Below are 12,023 nucleotides of genomic sequence, written 5' to 3'. Positions count from 1 at the left end.
ACACTCCCGGGAACCAGGCGTCACCTGCACTCGCGCCCCAAAATCCAGCGGCAAGCTTCCTGGCAACGTCTAGCGGCTGAGGAAAGCGGATGGCACGTTTGCTTTCAGTCAATGTCGGTCTGCCGCGTGACATCGCATGGCGAGGCGGGACCGTTCATACGGGCATCTGGAAAACGCCGATCACAGGCCCGCGCATGGTGCGCCGGCTCAACGTCGACGGCGACGGACAAGGCGACATCGCAGGCCACGGCGGCGAGCACCGCGCCGTTTTCGTCTATCAAATCGAGTCCTATCAATATTGGCAGAACCAACTCGGTCGGAAGGACTTCGCTTACGGTCAGTTTGGCGAGAATTTCACCGTGGAAGGCATGGGCGACACCGAAGTGTGCATCGGGGACCGCTACCGGATCGCGGACGCCCTGTTCGAGGTGACGCAGCCGCGCGTCACCTGCTATCGCGTGGGCATCCGTATGGACGAGCCGGAAATGGCCGCGCTGCTCGTCAAGCACGGCAGGCCTGGCTTCTATCTCCGTGTGATCGAGGAAGGGGAAGTAAAGGCCGGTGACGAGATTGTCCTGGTCGCAGTCGGCCCCGAGCGCATGAGCGTGTCCGAGATCAATGCGCTGCTCTACACGGCGGACCACCCCAGCGACCGCCTGGAGCGCGCGATGCGCATTCCGGCATTGAGCCCGGGCTGGCGCAATTCCTTTGTGGCACTGCTCGAGCAACAGCGCAGGGACGGCCCGGCACGCGGAAACCCGGGCCTTGTCGCAGCGTCCGGGCCGCCTCCGGCCTGGCGCGGATTCCGCCCGTTTCGTGTCGCGCGCAAGGTGCGGGAGAGCGACAACGTAACGTCGCTGGTGCTTGAGCCCACGGACGGACGGCCTGTTGCTGCCGCTCTCCCCGGACAATTCGTCGTGTTGCAGCTCGGGCCGGCTTCTGCGCCAGCACTGATGCGAAGCTATTCGTTGTCGGGAAAGCCTGACGATACGTCCTATCGCGTGAGCGTGAAGCGGGAAGCGCATGGTAAGGCCAGCACTTATGTCGCAGATGAGCTCGGGGTTGGCGACATCCTGCAGGCAAGTGCGGCGCGCGGCAGTTTCACGCTGCAACAAGGTAAACGGCCGGTGGTGCTGTTGAGCGCCGGCATTGGCGTGACACCCGTGCTCGCGATGCTCCACGCGCTGGCGGCGGAAGCCACGACGAGGGAAATCTGGTGGCTGCACGGCGCCCGCAACGGTCGGGAGCATCCGTTTATTGCGGAGACGCGTGGGCTGCTCGAAGCGCTGGTTCACCATCACAGCTACATCTGCTACAGTGCGCCGGATTCCGGGGATCGGCCCGGCGTGGATTTTGACGCTACCGGACACCTCGATCCCGCAGTGCTTCACAAGCTCCGCGTCCCTCGCGACGCCGACTTCTATATCTGCGGTCCGGCAAAATTCATGGAAGATCTGACCACGGGTCTTGGCGCAATGGGCGTGGCGCGGGATTGCATCCAGACCGAGATGTTCGGCGCCAAGCCCTCCCGGACACCTGGCATTGTTGCTTCACCTCGCCGGCATCCGCATCCGCCGGCCGGGACTTCGGATGCAGGACCGCTGGTTTCCTTCGCCCGCAGCGGTCTCGATGTCCGCTGGAGACCATCCTTCCAAAGCTTGCTCGAGCTGGCGGAGGCTTGTGACGTGCCTGTGCGGTGGTCGTGCCGAACCGGAGTCTGCCACGCCTGCGAGTCCGGACTTGTGTCGGGAACGATCGCCTATCGGCCAGACCCGATCGATGCACCGGCAGAGGGTAATCTGCTGATCTGCTGCTCACGCCCCGAGGGCGACATCGTGATTGATCTCTGATCGTGGTGAGGCAACGGCAAGAACGACGGAGGAACCGAGATGCGATCCGACATGACGCAGGGAGCCATTTTTCCGGACTATGAGCTCAGCGACCACACAGGCAAGCATCGCAAGCTCTCGGAATTGCAGGGCGACGATCCGATGGTCCTGGTCCTTGGCCGGGGCGGATACTGTCCAAAGGATCGCCGTCAGGCCGAAGGCCTGCTTCAACTCCATCGCGAGATGGAGGTTGGATATTGCCGAATGGTCACGATCACGACTGACAACATCATTGAAACGAATGAATATCGCAGCGGCGTAGGCGCCCACTGGCCCTTTCTTTCCGATGCACGGCGCATCGTGCAGAAGGATCTGGACATCGCAGAGTATACTGATCCCATTCACAATCCGATGATTCCGCATGTGATCGTGCTGGAGCCTGGGCTTGTCATCTACAAAATCTACAATGGCTACTGGTTCTTCGGGCGTCCAACCGTCGAAGAACTCCGCCAGGACCTTCGGGCCGTCGGCAAGAAATGCCGGCCGGATTGGGACATCACGACGGTCGAGCTGAAGGCGCTTTGGCAGCAAGGCCGGAAGGAACTCTTCTACCCATATGGCAAGCCTCGCGATGGATAGAGCGCAGCGCTCGCTCTGCGACAGATGAAGTACCGGCCGCATCCCCCGAGCATCACTCCCTCCTCCAGAACGAGTGTCTAAAGATTTCGTCTCACTCTTTCGAGAAATCGTTCTTTCTCGCCAGGCGCGTAAGCTTGGGAAGCTCCGTAATACGGCTCATTGTGCGGCACGCTCTCGGAGAGCATTTTTAGGCGCCGTGCAATAGCTACTCCTCCACCGCCAACCCCTCCCCATGCACATACCACTCCGCCCGTGACGCCCACTGCACGTGCCGGTCCGGCGTCATCCCAAGCGGTTCGTCGAATGCGCCGGCGTGGATGATCGCCTCGCGTCCGCTGCGGGTGAGGTGTGGCATGGGGCTGCCGCAAATCTTGCAGAATGCGGTTGCAAAGCTTCGCGCCGTCGGCAGGTCGTAGCGGGTGACGGATGCTTCTCCGCGCAGCCATCGCAGTGCGGAGGCCTCTACGATCACCTCGCAGGAATGCGCGGTCCCGGTCGCCTTCCGGCAGCGCGAGCAGTGGCAGTTCAGGAAGCGATCGAATGGACCCTCGACCTCGAAGGCGACTTCGCCGCAGAGGCAGCTTCCCTTAAACGCGGCCATCATGGTCTCCTCATTCTCATCCTAGCCCGCTTTGGCCGCGAACCCTTGCAGCGCATAGAGCCACCCCAGCAGCGTCACGACCGATAGCAGCGTCGTGATCGAGACCGTGGCTGCGACCAGCGAATGCTCCACCTTGTAGGCTCCGGCCAATATGTAGGCCGTCTTGGCTGTCGGCACGGCGGCGCAGATGACGGCGGCGATCGTGTAGAACGGATTGAGGCCGGAGGCGACACACAGGGCGTAGACGAGCAGCGGCATGAACACGAGCTTGACGGCCGCGAGCACGAGCGAGGCCTTGAGGTTCGCGCGCACGCCTTCGATCGAGAGGCCGAGCCCGATGGCGAAGAGGGCGCACGGCGTGAGCGCGGCCGCGAAAATGTTCAGATAATCCTTGAGCGGAGCAGGAATCGGCAGGCCCGTGATCGCCCAGGCAAGACCGATCAGGGTCGAGAGCACCATCGGGTTGAGCAGGATCTGCTTCACGAGCGTAGAGGGGGCTGCCGCGCCCGGCGCGCCCCGGCCGCTGCTCTCCAAGAGGATGACGGTCACCGGGAACATCACGGCTGCGACGAACACGGTTGCGATGGCCGCGGGCAGCACGGCCGGCTGCCCGTAGATCGAGTGCAGGACCGGCAGTGCAACGAAACCGGTATTGGTCATCGCGGCCGTCATGCCCTGCATCGTGCTGGAGGCGAGATCGCGGCCGAGGACCAAGCGAACGACGAGAAAGACCAGCGCGAAGCACAGCATCGATCCACCGCCAAAGGCGAACAGGAAGCGCCATTCCAGCAGATTGCTCGCCGGCTCCTGCGCGATGGTGACGACCAGCAGCGCTGGCATCGCTACGTTATAAGCGAAATGCACGAGCCCGTCGGCCAGCGACCGCGAGATGTAGCCGAGCCAACCGGCGAGCCAGCCAGTGACGATGATGGCAAATACGGGAAGGACGAGGCCGGCGACTTGCATCCTGGTTTCCCCCTGGCTGATTCCCTGATCAGGCCCCGTCATGTCATCTCGGGGCATGCGACCCCGGGTTGTTGAGGCTATACTAGTTCAGATTCCGGATCAGCTTCCAGGAAACCTCATGTGGGGTCCGCTCAGCCGGCGTGATGCGGTGCTGCAAACCGCGGGGCTTGCGGCCGCGAGCGTGGCCGCCGCCATTCCTGTGGCCGGCCGGGCGGTGTCGTCGCTGGCGCCGCTGCGCAGCCGGGAAATCGATGGTGCATTGTCGGCCGGCGTCAGCGCCCAAAGGATTCCCGGCGTGGTGGCAATGGCCGCGAACGAGCAGTCGGTGCTCTATGAGGGGGCCTTCGGCCTGCGCAATGGCGATGCGGCCTCGCGTATGTCGACTGATACGATCTTCCGCATCGCCTCGATGGTCAAATTGCTGACATCGGTTGCGGCGCTGCAACTCGTGGAGCAGGGCAGGCTGCATCTGGACGAGCCGGCCGCCGATATCGATCCGGCGCTCGCCGCTATTCAGGTGCTCGCCGGTTTCGACGCGAAGGGTGCCCCGCAACTGCATCCTCCCGAGAGGCCGCTGACGCTGCGCCATCTGTTGTCGCACACCTCCGGCTTCAGCTATCTGCTCTGGGATCCGAAGGTCGCCCGCTATCTCAAGGTCGCGCGCGGCGTGCCGAGGCTGCCGCGCATGCCGCTGATGTTCGAGCCCGGCGCAAGATGGGCCTATGGCGGCAGCCTCGACCGCGTCGGCCGGATGGTGGAGATCGCGAGCGGCGAGCCGCTCGAGCGCTACTTCCGCGACCACATCACCGGTCCGCTCGCCATGAACGACACCGTCGTCGCGCTCGACGACAAGCAGCGTGCGCGAGAGGCCAGCCTGTTCGTGCGGGATGCGCGGGGCAAGCTTCTGGAGCAGCCGCTGGAAAAGCCGGGCGGCAACAAGGCGTTTCTGGGTGGTGGCGGCATCTATTCCACCGCGTCCGATTACCTGACCCTGCTCCAGGCGCTGCTCAACGGCGGCAGCCTGCGCGGCAACCGTATCCTCCAGCCTGCGACGGTTGCCTCGATGTCCGAAAATCAGATCGGCAATCTCGAGGCCGGCATCCTCAAGACGACCAATCCGGCGCTCTCGAACGACGTGGACTTCTTCCCGGGTGCCCATCTGCGGTGGGGGCTGGGCGATATGATCAATCTCGATCCCGTCCCGGATGGCAGGAGCGCCGGCAGCCTGACCTGGGCCGGCCTGTTCAACACCTATTACTGGATCGATCCCGCGAAGCGCCTTGCTGGCGTCATCATGATGCAGATCCTGCCTTTCGCGGACCGCGAAGCGCTGAACGCCTATCGCCAGTTCGAACACGGGGTTTACCGCGCGTTGCGGCAGTCCTGATCTTTTATAACGCGGGAGCTTGCGGCATGATCTGCAAGTGCGCTCGCGCTTCGCGCTCACCTCGAGGTCAATCATGTCTCCCGAAATTCCACCTGCACCCGCCGACGCAGCCTCACGCCGGGCGGCCAAACCGACTGTCGTCTACCCCGCCGGTTCAATGCCAAGGCCTGATATGGCCATCCTGGAATCCGCGCGGCAGACGATGGTCAAGACGCAGGAGATCGCGGTGCCGCCGCGCGATGCCCGCGCGTTTCACGTCTCGCGCGGCCAGTTCTTCCGCATCGTCAGCATCGAGGGCCCGCAGGTCGGCGATCTCAATCTCTGGAATGCCCACGATCTCTCCGAGCGCTTCTTCAGCGGCAAGACCCGCGCGCTTCACGCAACGCATGTCGGCGCTGGCGACCGGCTCTGGAGCACCATGCCGCATCTGCGGCCGATGGCGACCATCAGCCATGACACGCTCGGCTGGTACGGCTTTGACGCGGATGGCGCCGGCATCCACGACGTGATCGGCACGCGCTGCGATCCCTACACGAACCTGCTGCTCAATGGCACGGCTTACGATTTCTGCTGTCACTCCAATCTGTCGCGCGCGCTGGCTGCCGAACTGAAGATGGACGCACGTGCGGTCGAGCATCACGTCCACGACGTCCTCAATGTCTTCATGTGCACCGGCTTCACTGGGGATACGCACCAATATTTCATGAAGGCCAGTCCGGTCCGTCCCGGCGACTTCATCGAGCTCTTCGCGGAGATCGATCTGCTTGGCGCCTTGTCGGCCTGCCCGGGCGGCGATTGCAGCGCGACCCATTCCAGCGATGTCGCGGCCTGTTATCCGCTCAAGATCGAAATCTTCGAGCCGGACCGGACGACGCTGGACGCCTGGAGCTGGCCGTTGCCGAATACCTACGATCGCGGCCATGGGAGTGATCGCTAATCGCCGGGAACCAAAGCCGCTGTCCGCGCGTCATTGACGGGTTCCCTTGGCTCCTGCCGATGGCAGGAGCCGGAGACAACCGGAAGGGGGAGATCATGAAAGCGCTCTTCGTCACAGCTTTGCTCGCCGCGACCGTTGCCGGCATTGGTCTTGCCAGCGCCGCCGATGGATGTGGCCCCGGCTGCCGCACCACCGTCTCCGGGGCGTGTGTCGTCGATGGATGGGGGAGCGGCGCGCGCGGCTGGAACGAGTGCCCGGCGGGCGCACAGCCCCGGCCGCCCTGTCCATCCGGCTACACCTGGAGCCCGCGTAAACGCGCCTGCTTTGCCAGCTATTAGCATTGCTTCTCGCCAAACGACTGTCTGGCCAGCCGTTGGCTCGGTGCGATCGCGCTTGGCTAAGCTGCTTTGCTCGAAATCAGGACCGCGACCGATCGCGGGCCGACGCCGTACGCGTTGGAGATGTATGGCTGTGCGCCCGCCTCCTCGACGATATCGTTCGGACTCTCCAGCGACGTATCCACCACGCGCTTCCAGATCGACGACGTCGGGAGTTCGAAGCTCAGTGCTTCCCAATACGCATTGAACATCGCGAAAATGTCGGCACCGCCCGTCGACGCGCCGCTTAAGTGGAGCGCCAGCGAGCGCGAGCCGCTGCCGAGATCGGGATCGCCGTCTGTGCCGTGCCACGTGCAGTCGGCACCCCATCCCGTGCTCCCAGCGATCACCGGATGCGCCTTGCGCAAGCCGATCATCATGCGGAAGAAGCGGAGCACGTCGGCGTTGGTTACAGTGAGGTCCCAGTCGAGCCAGGTGGTCTCGTTGTCCTGGTCGTAGACGTTTGGATTGCCGTTCTGGCTGTGCATGAATTCGTCGCCCGCAACGAACATCGGCACGCCATTCGACAACATCAGCAGGCAGCAGAAGTTCTTGACCTGCCGCTTCCTCAGCGCGGCGATCTCGGCGGGCACGTCTTTCGTGCCCTCGTAATCGCAGCCCCAGCTGCGCTGGTCGTCGTTGGTGTAGCTGACGAGGTCGCACAGATTGAGCCCGTCGTGGCAATCGACGAAGTTGATGCTCTGCGTACGCCGGTCGGCATCAGTGAGCGTGTCCGGAAACAGGTCCGTGCTGCCGTAGAGGCGGGTCATGAGATCGGCGACCAGACCACCATCGCCCTTGACGAAGCCGCGGACGGTGCTGCGGAAATGATCGTTCCATTGGCACCAGGAGCGGCCCGGAAAGGCACGGCCCATCTGATAGCCGCCGCCCGCGTCCCACGGTTCTGCGATCAGCCTGACATCCGCGAGATCGTGATCTCCGGAGATTTCCACCACGATCGGCGGATCGTCGGAATTGAGCGATCCATCCTCGTTGCGGGCGAAGATCGAGGCGAGGTCGAAGCGGAAGCCATCGACGCCGATCGATGTCGCCCAATATCTGAGACTGTCGACCACCATCAGCCGCGGCGCCGGATGTGCGGTCCTGAGGTCGTTGCCGCATCCGCTGAAATTGACGTAGCTGGAAAAGTCGGTCGGCGACAGCGCGTAGTAGGTCGAGTTGTCGATGCCGCGGAAGGAATAAGTCGGACCGCCTTTGCCCATCTCCGCGGTGTGATTGTAGACGACGTCGAGCAGCACCTCGATGCCGGCCTTGTGCAGCTCGTCGACCATGGCGCGAAATTCACGAAGCGCCCCTTCCGGCGTGCCGGCCACGCTGTAAGGCGTGTGCGGCGAGAAGAAGTTGAGCGTCATGTAGCCCCAGTAATTGTTCGTCCCCGGCTCGAACTGGTGCACCGGCATAAGCTCGACGGCAGTGATGCCGAGTTCCTTCAGGTACGGGATTTTTGCGACGACGCCGGCAAAGGTGCCGCGCTGCTCTTCGGTGACGTTCGAATTGGCCCGTCGCGTGAAGCCGCGCACATGCATTTCGTAGATGATCAGCTCGTGGTTATGGCGTGGCGCCGGCGGCCGGTCGGGGGGCGGGGCCGTCGCGCCATCAGCGAGCAGGCCGAGCGGCGCCTTGCCCGCATTCGATCCGGGCACCATCGCCGCATCACGGCTGAAGGCGGGCGGGAAGAACACGCCTTTCGCATAGGGATCGAGCAGGATCTTGTCGGGATCGAAGCGCTGCCCGCTGGCGGGATCGAAGGGACCATCGACCTGATATGCGTAATATTTTGCGTCCGCGATCACATCGGATGGCACCCGCATGTGCCAGACGCGGCCGGTCTTGTTGACTGGAAATGTGAAAGGCAGAACGCGAAGCGGTGTCGCGAACTCGCCGGCACGAAAGAGCAGGAGCGTGACCGCGGTCGCGTGCTTGGAATAGAGTGCGAAATTGCAGCTCTGGTCCGCCTCGTTGCGGGAACAGCCGAGCGGCCAGGGCAAGCCCTCGCTGCCTTCCAGATCCGCCATGACGATCTCCAATACACCTGCCGACGGCTGGCTTCATGCTCACATCAAGAGGGCGTCTTGCGGAGATAAGAGCCCACCGGGATGACAATGTCGAGACCGAGGGATAACAGCGTACTGCTCACCTCAGGTTCGATTTGTGCGAGGCTTTGCCTCGGTGGCACGGCGAGCCGTTTCGTGTCATATTCCGAGCCAGGCGGCCGGTGCGCGTCGGCAGTTGCGGCGCCAATCAACCAACAAGCGCTGGAGGAGCGTTGGGGATGTCGAAGCGGACGACGGCCGCGGTCTGGGTGCGGAGCATCGCGGAGATGCTCGCCGCCGAGGGGCTGGATGTCGCGAGCCTGTTTGCGGCCGCCGGCATCGATCCGCACGAACTCGAAGGTTCGAGCGCACGGCTCTCCACCGAGAAGATCAGTCATCTCTGGGAGCTCGCGGTCGAGCGTTCGAAAAATCCGGTCCTGTCGCTCGCGCAATATCAGATGGCGCGACCGGCGGCGTTCGACGTCGTCGGCTACACCATGATGTCATGCGCCGATCTGCGCGGTGCTTTCGAGCGGTTGAACCGCTATCTGCTCATCCTCAGCGACGCGCTGACAATGAGCATGACGGAAGAGGGTGATTGCTGCCGTATCGATTTCGTGCTGTTCGGCGGTAACCGGCCGATCCCGCGCCAGCGCATCGAGTTCATCTTCGTCACCGTGATCGGCTTCTGCCGCTGGATCGCGCGCAGTGACGTCAATCCGCGCGCCATCGCGCTGACCTATCCCCCGCCCGCGGATATCTCGCCCTATCACGCCGCGTTCCGCTGCCCGGTCACGTTCAACGCCGAGCGCAACAGCGTCGTGCTCGCGCGTAGCGACATGAACCTGGCGCTGCCGACTTTCAATCCGCAGCTCGCCGAGCTGCACGAGCGTTATGCCGGTGAATATCTGCGCCACTTCGATCACGCACTGACCAGCTTTCGCGTGCGGGAGGCGATCGTGCGGCGGCTTCCCGACGGCGAGCCGCGGCGAGACGATGTCGCGGTCGAGCTCTGCATGAGCGAGCGCACGTTGCAGCGGCGGCTGGAAGAGGAAGCGACCTCGTTCGTCCAGCTTTTGGACGATACGCGGCGAGAACTGGCGGACCAGTATCTCGGACGCCTGCATCTGTCGCTCGGGCAGGCAGCCTATCTGCTCGGCTTTGCCGACCAGAGCAGCTTCTTCCGAGCCTGCCGGCGCTGGTTCAAGGCCTCGCCGGGCGAATATCGCAATCGCCTGCTGCACGGGGTACCGGCAACCTAGTTAGCGCGTGCGATCGAACCCGAATGCTTAAATCTTTGCTAAGCGGTTCGGGATAAATTGGCATTTCAGCATTCTGCCAATTCATGCGAGCACCAAGATGTTTTCCCGCATCAGTTTCAAGCTTGTCCTGATTGTCGCCATCAGCCTCCTCGGCATGATCGTGCTGGCGCCGATCGCGCTTTACACCATGCGCGCGCAGATGGTTGCCGACCGCCAGGCCAAGACCCAGCAGATGGTCGACGTCGGCTATGGCATCCTGTCGCACTACCAGAAGCTCGAGAGCGAGGGGACGCTGACGCGCGAGCAGGCGCAGGCCGCCGCTCAGGCCGAGATCAAGAGCCTGCGCTACGACAAGGTCGAGTATTTCTGGATCAACGACATGGCCCCGAAGATGGTCATGCATCCGATCAAGCCCGAACTCGACGGCAAGGATCTCTCCGGCATGAAGGACCCTGCGGGCAACGCGCTGTTCATGGGTTTCGTCAACGTCGTGAAGGGGCAGGGCGCGGGCTTCTACACCTACCTCTGGCCCAAACCGGGCTTCGAGCAGCCGGTCGCGAAAATCTCCTATGTGAAGGGCTTTGCGCCGTGGAGCTGGATCATCGGCACCGGAATCTATCTGGACGACGTCGACGCCGTGTTCCGCCAGACCGCGATGACCTTCGCATGGGTATGTCTTGCCGTGTTCGCGCTGGTTCTCCTCGCCTCCTTCGTGATCGGCCGCAGCGTCACCAGGCCGCTCGCGAATATCACCGCGCTCACGGAGCGGCTCGCGTCCGGCGACAGCGCATTCGACGTGCCCTATACGAATCACCGTGGTGAAGTCGGCGGATTGGCCAAGGCGCTCGCCGTGTTCAAGGACAATGCCGCGGCGGTGCACCGGATGCATGCCGAGCAGCAGGAGCTGAAGCAGAAGACGGACGCCGAGAAGCGCAAGGTGATGGTCGACCTCGCCGGCAAGTTCGAGGCCAGTGTCCAGGCCGTGGTCCGCGACGTCTTCAACGAAGCGCAACAGATGCAGCAGGCCGCGCAGGGCATGTCTGAAACCGCCGACAAGGCGAGCGCGCGTGCGAGCATCGTCGCCGATGCCTGCCAGCAGGCTTCGAGCAACGTGCAGACGGTGGCCTCCGCCGCCGGCGAGCTATCGTCGTCGATCACGGAGATCAGCCAGCGTGTCGCGCAAGCCGCACAAGTCGCCGACAAGGCGGCGGCCGACGGCCAGCGCACCAACGACACCGTGCAGGGGTTGGCCCAGGCGGCCCACAAGATCGGTGAGGTCATCGACCTCATCAACCAGATCGCCTCGCAGACGAACCTGCTCGCGCTCAACGCCACCATCGAGGCGGCGCGCGCCGGCGAAGCCGGCAAGGGTTTTGCCGTGGTCGCAAGCGAGGTGAAGTCGCTGGCGAGCCAGACCGCGAAGGCAACCGACGAGATCGGTGCGCAGATCTCGGCAATCCAGGCCGAGACCGATCAGGTGGTCGGCAACATTCAGAGCATCCGCGCGACCATCATGGAGGTCAACGAGATCTCCTCCTCGATCGCAGCGGCCGTGGAAGAACAGGGCGCCGCGACGCAGGCCATCGCGCGCAGCGTGCAGGACGCCGCGTCCGGCACCAACCAGGTCTCGCAAAACATCTCCGGCGTCACGGAGGCAACCTCCGAGACCGGCCATGCCGCAGGTCGGGTGCTGCAATCGAGCGGCCGGCTGACGCAGAAGCTGCAGGCGTTGCAGCACGAGGTGACGACCTTCGTCGCCGGCGTAAGGGCAGCGTAGGACTCTACTCCTTCATCGTCACCCTGAGGTGGCCGCTAAGCGGTCCTCGAAGGGCGACGGCCCGGCTGTTGCCGCGAGGACATCACAGTGCGCTGCTATACCTCGGCCGCTCATCCTTCGAGGCTCCCAGCGCAGTGCGAATGCACTGCGCTGCTTGCGCCTCGGGATGACGGTGTGAGGTCGGTACGCAGGGA

10 protein-coding genes are annotated in these 12,023 nt (G+C 63.6%); 7 read left to right on the top strand and 3 right to left on the bottom strand.

The window, feature by feature from the left end; all coding sequences use genetic code 11:
• The first annotated feature begins 89 nt into the window (after positions 1 to 89).
• Positions 90 to 1,850, top strand: coding sequence for an MOSC domain-containing protein (locus tag SO180_RS30050; protein WP_449382445.1), 1,761 nt, complete (start codon positions 90 to 92; stop codon positions 1,848 to 1,850).
• A gap of 39 nt (positions 1,851 to 1,889) precedes the next feature.
• Entirely contained in the window at positions 1,890 to 2,468 is a 579-nt protein-coding gene (locus tag SO180_RS30045) for a redoxin domain-containing protein (protein WP_449382444.1), read from the top strand.
• A 205-nt stretch (positions 2,469 to 2,673) separates the two neighbouring features.
• On the opposite strand, the gene SO180_RS30040 is transcribed toward SO180_RS30045, so the two are convergent.
• Both SO180_RS30040 and SO180_RS30035 read right to left on the bottom strand, forming a co-directional pair.
• Positions 2,674 to 3,069, bottom strand: a complete 396-nt coding sequence (locus SO180_RS30040) for a GFA family protein (RefSeq protein ID WP_449382443.1) — start codon at positions 3,067 to 3,069, stop codon at positions 2,674 to 2,676.
• 21 nt (positions 3,070 to 3,090) lie between these two features.
• The gene (locus SO180_RS30035) at positions 3,091 to 4,035 is read right to left on the bottom strand and encodes an AEC family transporter (RefSeq protein WP_449382442.1); all 945 of its coding nucleotides are present in this window, start codon (positions 4,033 to 4,035) and stop codon (positions 3,091 to 3,093) included.
• 118 nt (positions 4,036 to 4,153) lie between these two features.
• Here SO180_RS30035 and SO180_RS30030 point away from each other — a divergent pair, with 118 nt between their 5' ends.
• From SO180_RS30030 to SO180_RS30020, 3 genes are all read left to right on the top strand, one after another.
• Positions 4,154 to 5,422 (top strand): serine hydrolase domain-containing protein, encoded by a 1,269-nt coding sequence (locus SO180_RS30030; protein ID WP_449382441.1) that lies wholly within the window; start codon positions 4,154 to 4,156, stop codon positions 5,420 to 5,422.
• Between the two features lie 73 nt (positions 5,423 to 5,495).
• Positions 5,496 to 6,359: an urea carboxylase-associated family protein gene (locus SO180_RS30025; protein WP_449382440.1), complete on the top strand. Its 864-nt coding sequence runs from the start codon at positions 5,496 to 5,498 to the stop codon at positions 6,357 to 6,359.
• A 95-nt stretch (positions 6,360 to 6,454) separates the two neighbouring features.
• Positions 6,455 to 6,697 (top strand): GCG_CRPN prefix-to-repeats domain-containing protein, encoded by a 243-nt coding sequence (locus SO180_RS30020; RefSeq protein WP_449382466.1) that lies wholly within the window; start codon positions 6,455 to 6,457, stop codon positions 6,695 to 6,697.
• Between the two features lie 59 nt (positions 6,698 to 6,756).
• On the opposite strand, the gene SO180_RS30015 is transcribed toward SO180_RS30020, so the two are convergent.
• Positions 6,757 to 8,772 (bottom strand): glycogen debranching protein, encoded by a 2,016-nt coding sequence (locus SO180_RS30015; protein ID WP_449382439.1) that lies wholly within the window; start codon positions 8,770 to 8,772, stop codon positions 6,757 to 6,759.
• A gap of 257 nt (positions 8,773 to 9,029) precedes the next feature.
• On the opposite strand from SO180_RS30015, the gene SO180_RS30010 reads away from it, so the two are divergent.
• Together SO180_RS30010 and SO180_RS30005 are read left to right on the top strand one after the other, a co-directional pair.
• Positions 9,030 to 10,052 carry an AraC family transcriptional regulator gene (locus SO180_RS30010; protein WP_449382438.1) on the top strand — a complete coding sequence of 341 codons (1,023 nt, stop codon included), beginning with the start codon at positions 9,030 to 9,032 and terminating at the stop codon, positions 10,050 to 10,052.
• 97 nt (positions 10,053 to 10,149) lie between these two features.
• Positions 10,150 to 11,829 carry a methyl-accepting chemotaxis protein gene (locus SO180_RS30005; protein WP_449382437.1) on the top strand — a complete coding sequence of 560 codons (1,680 nt, stop codon included), beginning with the start codon at positions 10,150 to 10,152 and terminating at the stop codon, positions 11,827 to 11,829.
• The last annotated feature ends 194 nt before the right edge of the window (positions 11,830 to 12,023 follow it).

It is taken from the genome of Bradyrhizobium sp. UFLA05-112 (genome assembly GCF_053572325.1).
This window is presented reverse-complemented; position numbering and strand designations above follow the sequence as displayed.

Coding starts and splice junctions, on each gene's coding strand:
- SO180_RS30010 (WP_449382438.1), top strand. CDS start 9,030: ATGTCGAAGCGGACGACGGCCGCGGTCTGGGTGCGGAGCATCGCGGAG.
- SO180_RS30040 (WP_449382443.1), bottom strand. CDS start 3,069: ATGGCCGCGTTTAAGGGAAGCTGCCTCTGCGGCGAAGTCGCCTTCGAG.
- SO180_RS30045 (WP_449382444.1), top strand. CDS start 1,890: ATGCGATCCGACATGACGCAGGGAGCCATTTTTCCGGACTATGAGCTC.
- SO180_RS30025 (WP_449382440.1), top strand. CDS start 5,496: ATGTCTCCCGAAATTCCACCTGCACCCGCCGACGCAGCCTCACGCCGG.
- SO180_RS30020 (WP_449382466.1), top strand. CDS start 6,455: ATGAAAGCGCTCTTCGTCACAGCTTTGCTCGCCGCGACCGTTGCCGGC.
- SO180_RS30005 (WP_449382437.1), top strand. CDS start 10,150: ATGTTTTCCCGCATCAGTTTCAAGCTTGTCCTGATTGTCGCCATCAGC.
- SO180_RS30015 (WP_449382439.1), bottom strand. CDS start 8,772: ATGGCGGATCTGGAAGGCAGCGAGGGCTTGCCCTGGCCGCTCGGCTGT.
- SO180_RS30035 (WP_449382442.1), bottom strand. CDS start 4,035: ATGCAAGTCGCCGGCCTCGTCCTTCCCGTATTTGCCATCATCGTCACT.
- SO180_RS30030 (WP_449382441.1), top strand. CDS start 4,154: ATGTGGGGTCCGCTCAGCCGGCGTGATGCGGTGCTGCAAACCGCGGGG.
- SO180_RS30050 (WP_449382445.1), top strand. CDS start 90: ATGGCACGTTTGCTTTCAGTCAATGTCGGTCTGCCGCGTGACATCGCA.